Below are 17,295 nucleotides of genomic sequence, written 5' to 3' on the forward strand. Positions count from 1 at the left end.
ACATTGAACATGACACGGGGATCGCGGTACGCCGAACGCCCCATCCGCCGACCGCCCGGGCAGGTGATCCACTGGCGCGAACCATCAGGTCGGAGCCCACCCCGTGGGTCCTCGTCGGGACGGCCGCATGAAACGGTTTGCCGAACATGCGTAGGGTGCAGAGAACTCAAGCGAAGACGCGCACCCGCCGACCGGGACCCACCGAGCGGCGCGACGATCGGGACGACGAGCGAAGGAGGGAGCCGGAGCGATGGGCGACCACAAAGAGCAGCCCCTCCGGGTCGGCGCGGCCGTGCGGCGGCGCCGCCGGGCCCTGGATCTCACGCTCGCCGTCGTGGCCGAGCGCAGCGGCCTGTCGGTGCCCTTCCTCAGCCAGGTCGAGAACGACCGGGCGCGGCCCAGCCGCAGCTCCCTGGAGAAGCTGGCCGACGCCCTGCGCACCACCGCGGTCGAGCTGCTCGCCGCCGCGGACCCGGCCTCCAGCGTCGACCTGGTACGCGCGGAGGACCTCGAACCCGGGCCGGTGCCGCACGTGCGGTCCCTGGTGCGCGGGCACCACCAGATGCACGCCTCGGAGTTCCTCGGCGACCACGACGCCGGCCGCGAGTTCCAGTACCGCAACGACCAGTTGATGTACGTCGCCGACGGCGCCGTCGAGATCGAGGCCGAGGGCCGCGCCTACCGGCTCGGCCGCGGCGACACCCTCTATCTGACCGGCGGGGTGCGTCACCGCTGGCGGGCGACCGTGCCCGACACCCGGCTGATCGTCGTCGCCGTCGCCGAGCACATCGAGGCCGTACGGGACCGGCCGCGCCGGTGAGGGTGGTCTCGCTGGTGCCCTCGCTGACCGAGGCCGTCGCCGCCTCCGCGCCCGGCGTCCTGGTCGGCGCCACCGACTGGTGCACCCACCCCGCGGGCCTGGACGTGGTCCGCGTCGGCGGCACCAAGAACCCCGGGATCGAGCGCATCCTCGACCTCGCGCCCGACCTGGTCGTCGCCAACGAGGAGGAGAACCGCGCCGCCGACCTGGACGCGCTGCGCGCCGCCGGCCTCGAGGCGCTGGTCACCGAGGTGCGCGACGTGCCGCAGGCCTTCCGGGAACTGGACCGGGTCGTCACGGCCTGCGGGGTGCGGCAGCGGCCGCGCTGGCTGGACGAGGCCGAGGCGGCATGGCGGACGCTCCCGGAACCGGCCGCGCGCCGGAGCGCCGTCGTACCGATCTGGCGCCGGCCGTGGATGGTGCTGGGCCGCGACACCTTCGCCGGCGACGTGCTGGCCCGGCTGGGCGTCGACCAGCTGTACGCCGGGCACGCGGAGCGCTACCCGCGCGTGCCGCTTCAGCAACTGCGGGCGGCCGCTCCGGATGTCGTCGTGCTGCCGGACGAGCCCTACCGCTTCACCGCCGAGGACGGGCCCGAGGCCTTCGACGGGCTCGCCTGCGCGCTGGTCAGCGGACGGCACCTGACGTGGTACGGGCCGTCACTGGCCGAGGCGCCACGGGTACTGGGCGCGGCCCTCGCAGCAGCTCACCGCTGAGCAGCCCGCGAGCCGTGCCCACGGCGGCGGCGAGCCAGCCGGCGACCAGCAGGGCGTACAGGCCGAGCGCCAGGGCGTCGAACGCGGCGAGACCGGTGTGCCGGGCCAGCGCCTCGGCGCCGGTGACACAGGTGCCGACCGGGAAGGTGAACGCCCACCAGGTCATCGTGAACCCCATGCCGCGGCGCCGGGCGCGCACCACATGGGCACCGGCCAGGCAGAGCCACAGCAGCGCGAACCCCGTCACCGGCACGCCGTACAGGACGGCGAACATCCCGAAGCCCGTGCCGGCCGACTCCGGCATCGCCTGCGGGGCGGCGTCGGCGAACTTGCCCACCGCGGTCGTGGACTGGCCGAGCGGCCCCAGCACCAGGAACAGCGTCGGGGTGAGCGCGAGCGGCAGCGGCCCGCCGATCGTGCGGGCGAACAGCAGCGGCAGCATCAGCAGGACCGCCAGCGCACTGAGGCCGAACAGGGCGACACAGGCGAGGAGCAGCGTCTCACGCGGCTGTCCGGGCGGCAGGTGCGGAACCAGCAGCGGGCCGGCGGCGGCCGCCACCATCGGCGCCACCAGCGGCAGCAGCCACACGGGCGTGGCCTCCTGCACCGGCACCCGATGGCGTACGGCCATGAGGTACGGCACGGCGACCGCGGCCACGAGAGCGATGGCCGTACCGGTGGTGAACAGCACGGTGTCCAGGGCGACGGCGGCCGTCGTCCCGATCCAGTTGCGCCCCGCGGTCAGCGCCCCGGCGCCGACGGAGAGCAGGGCCATCGCGAGGCAGCCGTAGAAGGGGGCCATGGCCGCGTCCAGCAGGTGGGCGCGGGCCTGGTCGCGGTGGTGGCGCCAGTGCAGGGCGCGGGCGGTGAGCAGGAGCAGCAGCATCGCCAGGGCGAGGGCCCACAGCGCCGCGCAGGCCGGGCGCAGGCCGGGCAGAGGGACGGGCAGGGAGATGCCGGCCGTGGCGAGGATGGCGGTGCCCATCACGGTGGCGTACCAGTTGGGCCCCAGGTGCCGGACTGCGGTGATCATGTCCCCACCGTGCCGTGAGCGGGCGGCACCCACCAGGGATCACGGCTCTATGAGCACATAAGCTGGGTTTATGGCAGACGTGAGCGGGACCGAGAGCGGGGCCCCGTCGCCGGGCGGGTCGCTGGCCCACCGGGTGCCGGATCTCGGCGCGCTGGAGCTGCTGCTGGCCGTGGCACGGCTGGGCAGCCTCGGCGCCGCGGCGCGGGAGCTGGGCATCACCCAGCCCGCCGCGAGCAGCCGTATCCGCTCCATGGAACGGCAGCTGGGCGTCGGCCTGGTGGACCGCTCGCCGCGCGGGTCGCGGCTGACGGACGCCGGGGCGCTCGTGACGGACTGGGCGCGGCGGGTCGTCGAGGCGGCCGAAGCCTTCGACGTGGGCGCGCAGGCGCTGCGGGACCGGCGGGACTCGCGGCTGCGGGTCGCCGCGAGCATGACCATCGCCGAGTACCTGCTGCCCGGGTGGCTGATCGCGCTGCGCACGCGGCGGCCCGACACCGCGGTGTCGCTGCTCGCCGGGAACTCCGCGGTGGTCGCCGAGCGGCTGCTGGCCGGAGAGGCCGACCTCGGGTTCGTGGAGGGGCTGACGCTGCCCGGCGGACTGGACTCCGCGGTCATCGCCCGCGACCGGCTGATCGTGGTCACCGCTCCCGGACACCCCTGGGCGCGGCGCCGGCGGGGGGCCGTCTCGGCCCAGGAGCTGGCGGCGACGCCGCTGATCCTGCGGGAGACGGGGTCGGGGACGCGGCAGGTGCTGGACGCGGCGCTGGGTTCGCCCGCGGTGCCGTTGATCGAGCTGTCGTCGACGACCGCGGTGAAGGCGGCGGCGGTGAGCGGAGCGGGGCCCGCGGTGCTGAGCGAACTGGTGGTGGGGGAGGAGCTGGCGTCCCGGCGGCTGGTGCGGGTGCCGGTGGAGGGCGTGGCGCTGGCGCGGGCCCTGCGGGCGGTGTGGCCCGCGGGGCACCGGCCGGCGGGCCCGGCACGCGAGCTGCTGTCCTTGACCCGGTCGCCGTCCCGGCCGGGGGGCTCGGGGGCGTGAGGGAGCGCCTTGACCCGGTCCGTCCGGGCGCCTCGGCGGCACGAGGATGACGGCCCTCGCACCCCCGCAATGGCGCTCGACCGCACCTTTGCCCCGCCGCCCCCGCCGCTCTCCGCCGACCGGAGGCGCCCTCACGCCAGGAAGCCCCGCAGCAGTGCCGCCGTGCCCGCGCAGTGCTCGCGCATCATCTCGCGGGCGCCGTCCGCGTCGCCGTCCAGGACCGCTTCGACCAGTGCCGTGTGCTGGCGCTGGGAGTGCTCCAGGTTGCGCACCAGCAGCGGGATGCAGTCCAGCAGGTCGTTCACCGTGGCCCGCACCGCCGCGTACTGGGCCGTGAGCGTGGCCGAGCCGCTCAGTTCGGCCAGGGTGAGGTGGAGCAGGGTGTCGCGGCGGCGGTAGTCCGCCAGCGGCGCGTCCTGCGTGGCCGCCAGCGCCTCGCGCAGCCGGTCCGCCCGGTCGGTCGTCAGACCGTGCTGCGCGCACAGGCCCGCCGCCCCCACCTCCAGCACCTCCCGGAACCGCAGCACGTCCTCGATGTCGACCTCGGCGATCCGGCGGCGCAGCTCGTCCTCGCCGCCGGCGTCGGCCGCCTGGGGGCGTGGCAGTACGAACGTTCCGCCGTAGCGGCCGCGCCGCGCCTCCACCAGCCCCTGGTCCTGGAGGACCTTCAGCACCTCGCGCAGCGTCACCCGGCTGATCCCCAGCCGCTCCGCCAGCTCCCGCTCCGCGGGCAGCCGCCCGCCGGCCGGTACCAGACCGAGCCGGACCACCTGGAGGATCTGCTCCAGCGCCTCCTCGAAGCCGTTGCCCGCCCGCACCGGCCGCAGCAGCGGCGCGAGCCGGTCCGCCGCCCGAGCCGGCCCACTCTCCCCCTGCGTCCGCGCCATCTCGCCGCGTCCCCTTCCCAAGCAAAGGTCAACAGCAATACCTTATGGCTTCCGGTGCCGGACGAGAACGCCGCAGCAGCCCGAGGAGGCTCTCCCGTGGCAGACCGCACACCCCCGCTCAGCGTCGAGGAACTGCACGCCCTCGTCGCGAGCGGTGACATCGACACCGTCGTCCTGGCCTTCCCCGACATGCAGGGCAGACTCCAGGGCAAGCGGTTCGCCGCCCGTTTCTTCCTCGACGAGGTCCTGCACCACGGCACGGAGGGCTGCAACTACCTCCTCGCCGTCGACGCCGACATGAACACCGTCGACGGGTACGCCATGTCCTCCTGGGACCGGGGGTACGGCGACTTCGCCATGCGTGGCGACCTGCGGACCCTGCGGCGCGTCCCCTGGCACCCCGGCACCGCCCTGCTGATCGCCGACCTCGCCTGGGAGGACGGCTCACCCGTCGCCGCCGCGCCCCGGCAGATCCTGCGCCGCCAGCTCGAGCGGCTCGCCGCGCTGGGCTACACCGCGCAGGCCGGCACCGAGCTGGAGTTCATCGTCTTCCGCGACACCTACGAGCAGGCCTGGGACTCCGGTTACCGCGCTCTCACGCCCGCCAACCAGTACAACGTCGACTACTCGATCCTCGGCACCGGGCGCATCGAGCCCCTGCTGCGCCGCATCCGCAACGAGATGGCCGGCGCCGGGCTGACCGTCGAGTCCGCCAAGGGCGAGTGCAATCCCGGCCAGCACGAGATCGCCTTCCGCTACGCCGAGGCGTTGACCACCTGCGACCAGCACGCGATCTACAAGACCGGCGCCAAGGAGATCGCCGCCCAGGAGGGCGTCTCGCTCACCTTCATGGCCAAGTACAACGAGCGCGAGGGCAACTCCTGCCACATCCACCTCTCCCTCGCCGACGCCGACGGCCGCAGCGTCATGGCCGCCGACGGGGGCGGCATGTCCGACGTGATGCGGCACTTCCTGGCCGGGCAGCTCGCCGCGCTGCGCGAGTTCTCGCTGCTGTACGCGCCCAACATCAACTCCTACAAGCGGTTCCAGCCGGGCTCCTTCGCGCCGACCGCCGTCGCCTGGGGCCACGACAACCGCACCTGCGCCCTGCGCGTCGTCGGCCACGGCCGCTCCCTGCGCTTCGAGAACCGCCTGCCCGGCGGGGACGTCAATCCGCACCTCGCGGTGGCGGGCATGGTCGCGGCCGGGCTGTACGGCATCGAGCAGAAGCTGGAGCTGCCCGAGCCCTGCCCCGGCAACGCCTACGCCGCCGACTTCGAGCACGTCCCGGCCACCCTCCGCGAGGCCGCCGAGCTGTGGGAGAACAGCCCCCTGGCCAAGGCCGCCTTCGGCGACGAGGTCGTCGCGCACTACCGCACCATGGCCCGCGTCGAACTGGACGCCTTCGACGCCGCCGTCACCGACTGGGAGCTGCGCCGCTCCTTCGAACGCATGTGAGGCCCTTCGTGAGCCACCCGTCCGACCCGTACGTCCTCGAGGTCCTCAACCCCGCCACCGAGGAGGTCGTCGCCACCGTCCCGGCCGCGACCGCCGCCGACGTGGACGCCGCCGTCGTACGCGCCGTACGGGCGCAGTCGAAGTGGGCCGCGTTCCCGCCCGGGGACCGCGCCCGGCTGCTGCGCCGCTTCGCCCGGGTCGTCGACGAGCACCTGGAGGAGCTGGCCCAGCTGGAGGTCCGCGAGGCCGGGCACACCATCGGCAACGCCCGCTGGGAGGCGGGCAATGTGCGCGACCTGCTCGACTACGCGGCCGGGGGAGTGGAGCGGCTGACGGGGCGGCAGATCCCGGTGCCCGGCGGGCTGGACGTGACCCTCCTGGAGCCGCTCGGTGTCGTCGGCGTCATCGCGCCGTGGAACTTCCCCATGCCCATCGCCGCCTGGGGCACCGCGCCCGCGCTCGCCGCGGGCAACGCCGTGATCCTCAAGCCCGCCGAGACGACCCCGCTCACCGCACTGCGGCTGGCCGAACTGGCCCTGGCCGCCGGGCTGCCCGAGGGGCTGTTCCAGGTGCTGCCGGGGCACGGGCCGGTCGCGGGCACCGCGCTCGTCGAGCATCCCGGCGTCGCCAAGATCGTGTTCACCGGCTCCACGGCCGTGGGCAGACAGGTGTGGGCCAAGGGCGCCGACCGGCTCAAGCGGATCACCCTGGAGCTGGGCGGCAAGAGCCCCAACATCGTCTTCGCCGACGCCGACCTCGAACAGGCCGCGACCGCCGCCCCCATGTCCTTCCTCGACAACAGCGGCCAGGACTGCTGCGCCCGCAGCCGCATCCTCGTCCAGGCCTCCGTCTTCGAGCGCTTCCTCTCCCTGCTCGCCCCGGCCGTCGAGTCCGTCGTCGTGGGCGACCCCGCCGACGAGTCCACGCAGATGGGCCCGCTCATCTCCCGCGCCCAGCTCGACCGGGTGCGCTCCTACGTCCCGGGCGACGCCGAGGGCATCCGCGGCAAGGCCCCCGAAGGCCCCGGCTACTGGTTCCCGCCGACCGTCCTGACCGGCGTCGACCCGCACGCGCGCGTGGCCGTCGAGGAGGTCTTCGGGCCCGTCGCCGTCGTGCTGCCCTTCCGGGACGAGCGCGAGGCCGTCGCACTCGCCAACGCCACCGACTACGGCCTGTCCGGCTCGATCTGGACCCGGGACGTCGGCCGCGCCCTGCGCGTCTCCCAGGCCGTACGCGCGGGCAACCTGTCCGTCAACTCCCACTCCAGCGTCCGCTACTGGACCCCCTTCGGCGGGTTCAAGCAGTCCGGCGTCGGGCGCGAGCTCGGCCCGGACGCGCTGGCCGCCTTCACCGAGACCAAGAACGTCTTCATCAGCACGGAGGGCCCCGCGCAGTGACCCAAGAGAACGTGTGCCGCCGCCTCGTCGGCCGGACCGCCGTCGTCACCGGAGCCGGCAGTGGCATCGGCCTCGCCTCCGCCCGCCGCCTCGCCGCCGAGGGCGCGCACGTGGTGTGCGGCGACGTCGACGAGGCCCGCGGCAAGGCGGCCGCCGAGGAGACCGGCGGGCTGTTCGTGAAGGTCGACGTCACCGACCCCGAGCAGGTCGAGGCCCTGTTCCGGGCCGCGTACGACACCTACGGCAGCGTCGACGTCGCCTTCAACAACGCGGGCATCTCGCCGCCCGACGACGACTCCATCCTTCAGACCGGCCTGGAGGCGTGGAAGCGCGTCCAGGAGGTCAACCTGACCTCCGTCTACCTGTGCTGCAAGGCCGCCCTGCCCTACATGCGCCGCCAGGGCAAGGGGTCCATCATCAACACCGCGTCCTTCGTGGCCCGGATGGGCGCGGCCACGAGCCAGATCTCCTACACCGCCTCCAAGGGCGGCGTGCTGGCGATGTCCCGGGAGCTGGGCGTGCAGTTCGCCCGGGAGGGCATCCGCGTCAACGCCCTGTGCCCCGGGCCGGTCAACACCCCGCTGCTGCAGGAGCTGTTCGCCAAGGACCCCGAGCGGGCCGCGCGCCGCCTCGTGCACATCCCGGTCGGCCGGTTCGCCGAGGCCGAGGAGATCGCCGCCGCCGTCGCCTTCCTCGCCAGCGACGACTCCTCCTTCGTCAACGCCACCGACTTCCTCGTGGACGGCGGAATCTCCGGCGCGTACGTCACCCCCCTGTAAGGGAGGAAACGGTACGGTCCGGGCGTATGCGACAGCTCCTCGCGTGGACCCTGGCCGCGGCCGCCGTCCTGGCGGCCGCGCCCGCCGCCCAGCCCGTCGGCCGCGGCGCCTGCCCCCGCCTCGCCACCGCCTGGTACGGCGACAACCGCGCCCACCTCCAGCGGGCGATCGACGCCCGCGGCACCTGCGCCGGCCGGCCCGGCCGCCTCCGCCCGGTCGCCGTGTTCGACTGGGACAACACCGTCGTCAAGAACGACGTCACCGACGCGACCCTCGCCTGGGCGCTGCGCCACGACCGGCTGCTGCGCCCGGCCCGCTGGAAGGACACCAGCGCCTGGCTCACCGCCGCCGCCGACCGCGCCCTGACCCGCGCCTGCGGCAGCGGCCCGGTCGGCGCCCCGCTGCCCACCTCCCGCAACGCCCGCTGCACCGACGAGATCCTCGCCCTGCGCGAGAGGGGCACCACCATGAGCGGCGCCCCCGCCTTCGCCGGGACCTTCGACCACCGGCGCACGGTCCCGCAGTACGCCTGGGTGCCGCAGCTGTTCACCGGCCGCACCCCCGCCGACCTCGCCTCCTACGCCGCTGCCGCCCGCCGCGAGGCCCTCGCCGCCCCCGTCGGCGCCACCCGCAGGGTCGGCACCCACACCCTCCCCGCCTACGTCCGCTACTACGACCAGCAGCGCGACCTCATCCGGACCCTGCGACGGGCCGGTTTCGACGTCTACATCGTCTCCGCGGGCTCCGAACCGATCACCGAGGTCTGGTCGCGCGGGGTGGGCGTCGACGCCGCGCACACCATCGCCATCCGCTCGGTCCTGGACCGCCACGGCCGCATCACCCCGTGGACCGAGGGCTGCGGCGGCGTCCCGGCGACCCGCGGCGCGGTGATCCCGTACATCGACGGCAAACGCTGCTGGATCAACCAGGACGTCTACGGCGTCCGCGGCCCCGCCGCCTGGCAGCGCCAGCCCTGGCCGCACCGCCCCGCGCTGGCCGGCGGCGACGCCGACACCGACGTCACCTTCGTGGCCGACGCGACCGCCGTGCACCTCGTGATCAACCGCAACAAGCCCGAACTGATGTGCAGGGCCTACGACGACGCCGACGGCCACTGGCTGGTCAACCCGATGTTCCTCGAGCCGCTGCCCCGCCGCAGCACCCCCTACCCGTGCGCGACGAACGCGTACACCGCGCCCGACGGCACGCGGGGCCCGGTGCGGCGCGAGGACGGCTCGGTGGTGCCCGACCAGCGGGACACCGTGTACTGACCGTCAGGCCGGGCCCTACAGTGCGGGGATGAGCATGACGCCCCCGCCCGGCTGGTACCCGGACCCGTCGGCCGCGCACCTGGAGCGCTGGTGGGACGGCACGGCCTGGACCGAGCACCGGCGCACCCGCCCGGCCCCGGCACCGCCGACCGTGCCGGTGCACCAGCCGGCCGCACCGCAGCCGCCGGTGTTCCCGACGCCACCGGTGGCGTTCCCGCCGCAACCCGCCACGGTCCCGCAGCCGGCGGCCGCCCCGGGGCGCGCCAAGGCCGTCGCCCTCACCGTCGCCGGGGTCGTGCTCGTCGCGGCGATCGCCACCGGCGCGCTCCTGCTGGGCAGGGGCGACGGCGGCGACCCGACCGCCGGGACGACCCCGCAGCCCGCCCCGGCCCTCTCCACGGCGACGGACGAGCCGCCCACCCCCGAGCCGTCCTCCGCGTCGCCCACCGGTGACCCGTCCGTCGTCGTCGACCAGCTCAACGGCATCACGCTGAGAATGCCCGACGGCTGGGTGCGGCCCGAGTTCGTCGCCGACGACTCCGTCGTCATGACCACGGACGGCACCTACGACTGCCCCGGCGACCCCGGGATGTGCCGCCACGGCCTGGTCACCACCCACACGGCGACCTCGACCGACCAGACCTCACCCGAGGCACTGGCGAAGGCCGACATCAGCGAGGCCGCCGGCCTGGCCTTCGACCAGGACACCCTGAACCGGCGCCCCTTCGGCGGGATGACCGGCCACCGGGTCGTGGCCCAGGGCCCGGCGGCAGTGGCGGGCCGCGCCGGGTACTACGTGCGCTGGCACGTGACCACCGCCAAGGGTCCCGGCGGATACGTCCAGTCCCTCGTCTTCCCCTCCAGTACGGGCACCGAGGCACCCGTCGTCGTGCGCTACGTCTTCGACGCCGGCCAGGACGGGCCGCCGCTCGCCGACATGGACCGCATCACCCACGGCATCCGGCCGCTCGGCGACGCGGCCACCGGCGGCGGCGTGGGCAGCAGCATCGGCCCCACCCCGTGAGCCGCCGAGCCGTCACAGGAACGTGTGTCCCTCGCCCCGGTACGTCGGCACGGTCGCGGTGACCCGGTCGCCCTCGACGAGATGCAGCACGTCGAACCGCTCGCACAGCTCACCGGCCTTGGCGTGCCGGAACCACACCTTGTCGCCGATCAGCAGATCGTCGGCCGGAGAGCCGAGCAGCGGCGTCTGGACCTCGCCGGGCCCCTCCTGCGGGTCGTAGCGCAGCCCCTCGGGCAGATACGGCACCGGCAGCCGGTCAGGCCCGGCCGCGCCCGAGGCCGGGTAGCCGCCGCCCAGCACCGTCACCACGCCCACGCCCGGCCGGCGCACCACCGGCTGCGCGAACAGGGCCGCCGGACGGCCGCTGAACGACGTGTAGTTGTCGAAGAGCCGCGGCACGTACAGCCCCGACCCGGCCGCGATCTCCGTGACGGCGTCCTCGGCGGCCGTGTGCTGCACACTCCCGGTGCCGCCGCCGTTGACGTACTCCAGGTCCGGCACCAGGGCCCGCACCGCGCGCACCACCGCGGCGCGCCGCTGGGCCAGTTCACGGCGGGCGGCGGCCTGCATCAGCCGGATCGCCCGCGACCGCAGCGGCCGCCCCGCGACCGCGTCGCCGACCCCGGCGATGTGCCCCTCGTAGGCCATCAGCCCGACCACCTTGAAGCCCGGCCGGCGGGTCACGGCGCGCGCCAGCTCGGCCACCTGGGCGGGGGAGTGCAGCGGGGAACGCAGGGCGCCGACCCGGACCCGGCCGCCGAGCAGCCGCAGGGACGTGTCCAACTCCAGGCAGATGCGCACGACTTCGCGCCCGTCGCCGCGCGCGGCGTCGATCAGGTCGAGCTGCGCCACGTCGTCGACCAGCACGGTCACCGCGGCCGCCAGCTTGGGGTCGGCGGCGAGTTCCGCGAACCGGGCGCGGTCGGCCGACGGGTAGGCGAGCAGGACGTCCTCGAAGCCGGAGCGCGCGAGCCACAGGGACTCGGTGAGCGTGAACGACATGACGCCGCGGAAGCCGTCCTTGGCCAGGGCCCGTTCCAGCAGCGCCCGGCAACGCAGGGACTTGCTGGCGACCCGGATCGGCTTGCCCCCGGCACGGCGGACCAGATCGTCCGCGTTGGCGTCGAAGGCGTCCAGGTCCACGATCGCCACGGGGGCGTCGAGATGGGCGGTGGCCCGGTCGTAACGGGCCCGGTCGGCGGCGCGCGCAGTCATGACGGCAGCCTGCCAGACGGGATTACCGCAGGGTAGGGGGACGTTCCGGGCAGATGCCCCGGGCTCCCCGGACTGGTTCCCGTCCTGCCAGGTCCAACCCGTAGAGTGACGCGCAGCGCAGGCGAAGCGATGGTCCGGGGCCGAGGAAACGGGGGGTGCATGAGCACGGAGGCACGCCACGGCGCCCGGTCCCAGCCGGACCGCCCGACGGCCGGCGGGCCGGACCCGGCGACGGGTTCCGCCTCCGGTCCCGCTTCGGATCCTGCCTCCGGTTCCGCGTCGGATCATGGTTCCGCTTCGGGTCCTGCCTCCGGTTCCGCTTCCGCTCCCGCCGGGCGTCGCTCCGCCGGTCTCGCGGGGTCCGCGCCGCGCTTTCCGCTGCTGCGGCCCGGTCCGTCGGCCGACGCCGACCGGGACGTTCCGCCGCCCGCGTCGGCCCGTTTCCCGGACGATCCACCGCCACCCCCCGCCTCCGCCCGCTTCCCCGACGCCCCGCCGACGATAGGCCGGGGCATAGGCGGCCTGCGCGCGGGCGGGTCCGTGCCGGAGATGACCCCGGCCGAGACGACCACCCGACTGCGTCCCATCCCCGCCGCCGACGACGACGCGAAGGATTCCGGATCGTCGGCCCGTGCTGGTTCAGCTACTTCCGCTTCGGCCGCTTCCGGCGCCTCCGGTTCGGCCGCCGCTACGGCTTCCTCGTCCTACCTCGGCCCGCCCGTTCACGCCGGGCAGGGCGTGCTGCCGCAGCCTTCCCACGCGCCCGGGGCCGGTCTCGGTGACACGGGTGCGTCGGCCGCGTACCGCGGGGACCGCCCCGGACCCGACCCCTTCTCCCGGCCGGACCCGGGCCGTACCGGACGGGTCCCCGGCCCGTCCGGCGTCCCGGAGGCCTCCGGGACGCCGTTCGGAGCCCCCGGCGGCGGCTCGCCGGACGCGGCGATGCCCGGCGGCGCACCCGGCCACCGCCCGCATCCCGCCGTTCCCGCCCCCACCCCCTCGCCCGACCCCGCGCTGTCCTGGAGCACGGGCGGACCGGCACGGCCGCGGGTGTCGTTCGGCCGGCCCGAGTTCTTCGACGACCGGCCCTCCACCGCTCCGGCGCGGATGCGGCGCCACTCCGTCGCGGCCGCCGTGTGTCTCGTCCTCGGCCTCGGGCTCATCGGCGGGGCCGTCACCGGGGCCTGGCTGACCGGCGACTCCGACGACACCGGGAAGGCCGGCACGTTCACCGCGGCCGCCGGACTGTGGCACAACGTGCCCGTCGACCAGCTCTTCCCGCCGACCGTTTCCGGCCCGGACGCCGGTCCCGGCGGCGCCGACCGCACCTGGACCCGGGTCGCCGTCGCCCCGGACGGCGGCTGCGCCGACGCCTTCGACCCGCTGCTGCGCCAGGCCCTCGCCCCCGTCGGCTGTGCCCGCCTGCTGCGCGCCACCTACACCGACGCCACCCAGAGCTACGTCACCACGGTCGGCCTGCTGTTCACCAAGGCCGACCCGGCCGGCATGCGGGCACTGAGCACCCGCCTGCGCACCGAGGGCCTCGGCACCCGCCCCGACCTGATGCCCCGCCCCTACGCCGCCGCAGGCACCCCGGCCGCCGGCTTCGGCGACCGGCAGCGCGCCGCATGGACGATCACCGTGCTCACCGACGCCCCCGTCGTCGTCTACGCCGTCTCCGGCTGGGCCGACGGCCGCACCGTCGACAGCCCGCAGCCCGCCCCGGCCACCACGTCCGGCGCCACCACCGCCCCCGTCCAGGCCGGCCTCGGCAACGAGGCGGAGGGCCTGGCCGGCCGCATCGAGAACAACCTGCGCCACAGCGCGAACTCGCCCACGGAGACGTCCTCATGAGCCGCCCCACCACCGTCGTGCGCGCGGGCCGCACGGGGCTGCTGGCCTGTCTGCTCGCCGGCTCCCTCGCGCTGCTGCCCGCCGCCCCCGCGCACGCCGACGGCATACGGGGCCAGCAGTGGGCCCTGGACGCCCTGCACGCCCAGCAGATCTGGCGCACCACCCACGGTGAGGGCGTCACCGTCGCGGTCCTCGACACCGGCGTCGAGGCCGACCACCCCGACCTCGCAGGCAACGTCCTGACCGGCGCCGACCTCGTCGGCTTCGGCGCCAAGGAGGGCCAGCGGCCCTGGGCCCGGCACGGCACCGCGATGGCCTCGATCATCGCCGGGCACGGTCACGGCCCCGGCGGCGCCGACGGCGTCATGGGCATCGCGCCGAAGGCGAGGATCCTGCCCGTCCGCGTGATCCTGGAGGACAGCGACCCCGACCGCGACCGGGCCCGCCGCACCCGCGGCAACGCCCTCGCCGAGGGCATCCGCTGGGCCGCCGACCACGGCGCCGACGTCATCAACCTCTCCCTCGGCGACGACTCCGCCGCCGCGCACCCCGAGGCCGGTGAGGACGAGGCCGTCCAGTACGCCCTGAAGAAGGGCGCCGTCGTCGTCGCCTCGGCCGGCAACGGCGGGGAGAAGGGCGACCACATCTCCTACCCGGCGGCCTATCCCGGCGTCATCGCCGCCACCGCCGTCGACCGCTTCGGCACCCGCGCCTCCTTCTCCACCCGCCGCTGGTACGCCACCGTCAGCGCCCCCGGCGTCGACATAGTGATCGCCGACCCCGACCACCGCTACTACCAGGGCTGGGGCACCTCCGCGGCCTCCGCGTTCGTCTCCGGCTGCGTCGCCCTGATCAAGGCCGCCCACCCGGGACTGACCCCGGCGCAGATCAAGCAGCTGCTGGAGCGGACCGCCCGCAGCGCGCCCGCCGGCGGCCGCGACGACTCCCGCGGCTTCGGGTTCGTCGACCCGGCCGCCGCCATCAAGGCGGCCGCCCGTCTCGAGCCGCAGGGCCTGCGCTCGGCGGCCTACGGTGAGAAGTACTTCGGTGACGGCCCCGAGTCCGCCCGCGAAAAGGACGACACCAGCGACTGGGCGGCCCCGCTCGCGGGCAGCGTCGGCGGAGTGCTGCTGGTCGTGGCCGTCGTCCTGTGGCGGGGGCGGCGCCGGGAGGACGACTGGCGGGGCCGGCCCGGGGGGTACGACGCCCTGTGAACGCCGCCCCGGCCCCACCGCGTAGGGTCGGGACCGTGGCGAACAAGAACATTCCCGACCCGGGCTTCTCCGACGACGACGGCTCCGCCGACCCCCGGCTGAGCGCCGCGCTCGCCGCCTGGGCCGAGGACCGCACGGCCGTCGCTCCCGTCCTGGCCGCGCTCAAGGGCGCCCGGCTGCTCGTGCCGGTGGTGGCCGTGCTGGGCGAGGTCGAGGAGGACGAGAACGGGCTGCGCCGCGAGAAGACCTCCGACATGGCCGTGCCGACCCTGAAGGCCGGGAACCGGACCGCGCTGCCCGCCTTCACCTCCACCGGCTCCCTGGCCCGCTGGGATCCGGCGGCCCGCCCCGTCGCCGTACCCCTGCACCAGGCGCTGCAGGCCGCCGCGCACGAGAAGGCCGACACGGTCGTGCTCGACCTGGCCGGGCCCGTGCCGTTCGAGCTGACCGGCCCCGCGCTGCTCGCGCTCGCCGAGGGCCGCACCAGCACCGACCCGCTCGCCGACCCGGCGGTGCTCGACGCCGTCCGCACGGCCGTGGCGGCGGAGCCGGCCGTGCTGCGCGCCCACCTCGGCCCCGGACAGGCCGACGGCACCCTCGCCCTCGTCCTCGACCCGGCCGCCGCGCCGGCCGAGACCGCGCGCGCGGTCGCCGGGCGGCTGGCCACCGACGAAACGCTGAGGGCCCGCCTGGTGCGCGGCCTCGACCTGGCAGTCCTGCCGGCCTCGGCCACGCCTCCGGGCGAGCCCCTGTACGTACGCGGATGAACTGCTAGCCGTAGACCGCGCCGGTGTACTTCTCGCCCGGCCCCTGGCCCGGCTCGTCCGGGACGATCGACGCCTCGCGGAAGGCCAGCTGCAGCGACTTCAGGCCGTCGCGCAGCGGCGCCGCGTGGAAGGAGCTGATCTCGGTCGCGGACGCGTCGAGCAGACCGGCGAGGGCGTGCACCAGCTTGCGGGCCTCGTCCAGGTCCTTGTGCTCGTCACCCTCCTCCGTCAGGCCGAGCTTCACCGCGGCGGCGCTCATCAGGTTGACGGCGACCGTCACGATCACCTCGACGGCGGGGACCTCGGCGATGTCGCGGGTCATCGCGTCGAAGTCGGGGGACTCAGGAGGGGTCTCACTCATGTCCCACACGATAGGCCCCGGACCACGACGGTTCGCACCACCCCCGGGTAGCTGCTAACCTTGTGTGACGACCGGCCGGACACGCACATGAGCAGGACAGTGTGGACGGCCCACAAGTGGAGGCTCCGAACTCCCACCTGATCGTCCTCCGGGACGGCGGGTCATCCGGTCAGACGGCCACCATCGTTCCGTACGGACGATGGAGTCGTCCGAAAGCGCGCCCCGCGATGTGTCGCGGCGGTGCTCCGGTAGTGCGAGGAGCCCCGCCTGTGATCGTCCGGGGCATTTTTTCTGCTTCGGCGCGGTTGGTCTCAGGAAAACAGACATGCGCGGCTGTCCGCCAGACCGCCGCGTTGGTGCTACCGAGGAGGATCCATCAGCGCCGAGCCCCGCATCAACGACCGGATTCGCGTTCCCGAGGTGCGACTTGTCGGTCCCAGTGGCGAGCAGGTCGGCATCGTGCCGCTCGCGAAGGCACTGGAGCTTGCTCAGGAGTACGACCTCGACCTGGTTGAGGTAGCGGCGAACGCCCGTCCGCCCGTGTGCAAGCTCATGGACTACGGGAAGTTCAAGTACGAGTCGGCCATGAAGGCCCGTGAGGCGCGCAAGAACCAGGCGCACACGGTCATCAAGGAGATGAAGCTCCGGCCGAAGATCGACCCGCACGACTATGACACCAAGAAGGGTCACGTCGTCCGGTTCCTCAAGCAGGGCGACAAGGTCAAGATCACGATCATGTTCCGTGGTCGCGAGCAGTCCCGGCCCGAGCTGGGCTACCGGCTGCTGCAGCGCCTCGCGGAGGACGTCCAGGACCTCGGTTTCGTCGAGTCGAACCCGAAGCAGGACGGCCGCAACATGATCATGGTTCTCGGTCCGCACAAGAAGAAGACCGAGGCGATGGCCGAGGCCCGCCAGGCGCAGGAGGCCCGCAAGGCCGAGGCGAAGGCGAACCCGGGTAAGTCGCAGAACGCCGCGGACCCGGACGCTGTGAACGCCGAGGCTCACGACGAGGACCTTGCCGAGGACCTTGCCGAGGCACCTGCCGAGGCTTCCGCCGAGGCGTGATCCCGGGGGACACCCGTCCCCAAGGATGTAACCGATACAAGAGCGACGCTCCACCGTGCCCGGTTTTTCGCGACCGGGCACCGGAGCGCCACCGACGAGGAGAGAACGGCGCTATGCCGAAGAACAAGTCGCACAGCGGTGCCAGCAAGCGCTTCAAGGTCACCGGCTCCGGCAAGGTGCTCCGTGAGCGCGCCGGCAAGCGCCACCTGCTCGAGCACAAGTCGTCCCGCGTGACGCGTCGCCTCACCGGCAACGCCGAGATGGCCCCGGGCGACGCCGCGAAGATCAAGAAGCTTCTCGGCAAGTGACGTACGGGCGCCACTGAGCGCCGTACGGCTGGACCGGGACCCAATCGATTCCGGGCCGTGTGAGCACACCCACGGCCCCGCTACAAGGAG

The 17,295-nt window shown here is 74.4% G+C and carries 17 protein-coding genes; 13 read left to right on the plus strand and 4 right to left on the minus strand.

The genetic code is table 11. The features are described 5' to 3' along the window. Window positions 1-250 precede the first annotated feature (250 nt). Together AB0J12_RS16130 and AB0J12_RS16135 are read left to right on the plus strand one after the other, a co-directional pair. A complete protein-coding gene (locus AB0J12_RS16130; protein ID WP_363264921.1) occupies window positions 251-820 on the plus strand; it encodes an XRE family transcriptional regulator in 570 nt (189 codons plus the stop codon). After that, complete coding sequence (locus tag AB0J12_RS16135) at window positions 817-1,536, plus strand: helical backbone metal receptor (RefSeq protein WP_363264922.1); 720 nt, start codon at window positions 817-819, stop codon at window positions 1,534-1,536. Before AB0J12_RS16130 ends, AB0J12_RS16135 begins: the two co-directional genes overlap by 4 nt. Here the strand turns inward: AB0J12_RS16135 and AB0J12_RS16140 are convergent. Further along, a complete protein-coding gene (locus tag AB0J12_RS16140) occupies window positions 1,448-2,569 on the minus strand; it encodes a TDT family transporter (RefSeq protein WP_363264923.1) in 1,122 nt (373 codons plus the stop codon). The genes AB0J12_RS16135 and AB0J12_RS16140 overlap by 89 nt on opposite strands. 70 nt (window positions 2,570-2,639) lie before the next feature. On the opposite strand from AB0J12_RS16140, the gene AB0J12_RS16145 reads away from it, so the two are divergent. Next, complete coding sequence (locus AB0J12_RS16145) at window positions 2,640-3,605, plus strand: LysR family transcriptional regulator (RefSeq protein ID WP_363264924.1); 966 nt, start codon at window positions 2,640-2,642, stop codon at window positions 3,603-3,605. Window positions 3,606-3,736: 131 nt separating this feature from the next. Here the strand turns inward: AB0J12_RS16145 and AB0J12_RS16150 are convergent, their stop codons facing one another. After that, a complete protein-coding gene (locus AB0J12_RS16150) occupies window positions 3,737-4,492 on the minus strand; it encodes an FCD domain-containing protein (RefSeq protein WP_363264925.1) in 756 nt (251 codons plus the stop codon). A 96-nt stretch (window positions 4,493-4,588) separates the two neighbouring features. Here AB0J12_RS16150 and AB0J12_RS16155 point away from each other — a divergent pair, with 96 nt between their 5' ends. Genes AB0J12_RS16155 through AB0J12_RS16175 form a run of 5 tightly spaced genes read left to right on the plus strand, consistent with a single transcriptional unit; the run spans window position 4,589 to window position 10,421 of the window. Next, complete coding sequence (locus AB0J12_RS16155; RefSeq protein WP_363264926.1) at window positions 4,589-5,950, plus strand: glutamine synthetase family protein; 1,362 nt, start codon at window positions 4,589-4,591, stop codon at window positions 5,948-5,950. 8 nt (window positions 5,951-5,958) lie between these two features. Continuing rightward, the gene (locus AB0J12_RS16160) at window positions 5,959-7,347 is read left to right on the plus strand and encodes an aldehyde dehydrogenase family protein (protein WP_363264927.1); all 1,389 of its coding nucleotides are present in this window, start codon (window positions 5,959-5,961) and stop codon (window positions 7,345-7,347) included. Next, on the plus strand, window positions 7,344-8,126 hold the full coding sequence (locus AB0J12_RS16165; RefSeq protein ID WP_363264928.1) for a 3-oxoacyl-ACP reductase: 783 nt from the start codon (window positions 7,344-7,346) through the stop codon (window positions 8,124-8,126). The genes AB0J12_RS16160 and AB0J12_RS16165 overlap by 4 nt, the downstream gene beginning before the upstream one ends. A 26-nt stretch (window positions 8,127-8,152) precedes the next feature. After that, window positions 8,153-9,397 (plus strand): haloacid dehalogenase-like hydrolase, encoded by a 1,245-nt coding sequence (locus AB0J12_RS16170; RefSeq protein ID WP_363264929.1) that lies wholly within the window; start codon window positions 8,153-8,155, stop codon window positions 9,395-9,397. Window positions 9,398-9,431: 34 nt separating this feature from the next. Continuing rightward, window positions 9,432-10,421, plus strand: a complete 990-nt coding sequence (locus AB0J12_RS16175; RefSeq protein ID WP_363265143.1) for a DUF2510 domain-containing protein — start codon at window positions 9,432-9,434, stop codon at window positions 10,419-10,421. Window positions 10,422-10,433: 12 nt separating this feature from the next. Here AB0J12_RS16175 and AB0J12_RS16180 read toward each other — a convergent pair whose 3' ends face one another. After that, window positions 10,434-11,636 (minus strand): amino acid deaminase/aldolase, encoded by a 1,203-nt coding sequence (locus AB0J12_RS16180; protein WP_363264930.1) that lies wholly within the window; start codon window positions 11,634-11,636, stop codon window positions 10,434-10,436. A gap of 549 nt (window positions 11,637-12,185) precedes the next feature. Here AB0J12_RS16180 and AB0J12_RS16185 point away from each other — a divergent pair. From AB0J12_RS16185 to AB0J12_RS16195, 3 genes are read left to right on the plus strand one after another with little or no spacing between them, the layout of a single operon-like run. Next, a complete protein-coding gene (locus AB0J12_RS16185) occupies window positions 12,186-13,490 on the plus strand; it encodes a hypothetical protein (RefSeq protein ID WP_363265144.1) in 1,305 nt (434 codons plus the stop codon). Further along, window positions 13,487-14,704: a type VII secretion-associated serine protease mycosin gene (gene mycP / locus AB0J12_RS16190; RefSeq protein WP_363264931.1), complete on the plus strand. Its 1,218-nt coding sequence runs from the start codon at window positions 13,487-13,489 to the stop codon at window positions 14,702-14,704. The genes AB0J12_RS16185 and mycP overlap by 4 nt, the downstream gene beginning before the upstream one ends. Window positions 14,705-14,739: 35 nt before the next feature. Further along, complete coding sequence (locus AB0J12_RS16195) at window positions 14,740-15,471, plus strand: SseB family protein (protein ID WP_363264932.1); 732 nt, start codon at window positions 14,740-14,742, stop codon at window positions 15,469-15,471. A 4-nt stretch (window positions 15,472-15,475) separates the two neighbouring features. Here AB0J12_RS16195 and AB0J12_RS16200 read toward each other — a convergent pair whose 3' ends face one another. Further along, window positions 15,476-15,832: a DUF1844 domain-containing protein gene (locus AB0J12_RS16200; protein ID WP_363264933.1), complete on the minus strand. Its 357-nt coding sequence runs from the start codon at window positions 15,830-15,832 to the stop codon at window positions 15,476-15,478. Window positions 15,833-16,207: 375 nt separating this feature from the next. Between AB0J12_RS16200 and infC the strand changes: the two genes are divergently transcribed. Next, window positions 16,208-16,897: a translation initiation factor IF-3 gene (infC, locus tag AB0J12_RS16205; protein ID WP_363265145.1), complete on the plus strand. Its 690-nt coding sequence runs from the start codon at window positions 16,208-16,210 to the stop codon at window positions 16,895-16,897. Between the two features lie 113 nt (window positions 16,898-17,010). Further along, window positions 17,011-17,205: a 50S ribosomal protein L35 gene (rpmI, locus tag AB0J12_RS16210; protein ID WP_004933563.1), complete on the plus strand. Its 195-nt coding sequence runs from the start codon at window positions 17,011-17,013 to the stop codon at window positions 17,203-17,205. The last annotated feature ends 90 nt before the right edge of the window (window positions 17,206-17,295 follow it).

Source organism: Streptomyces sp. NPDC049915 (assembly GCF_040656475.1).
Taxonomy (GTDB): Bacteria; Actinomycetota; Actinomycetes; order Streptomycetales; family Streptomycetaceae; genus Streptomyces.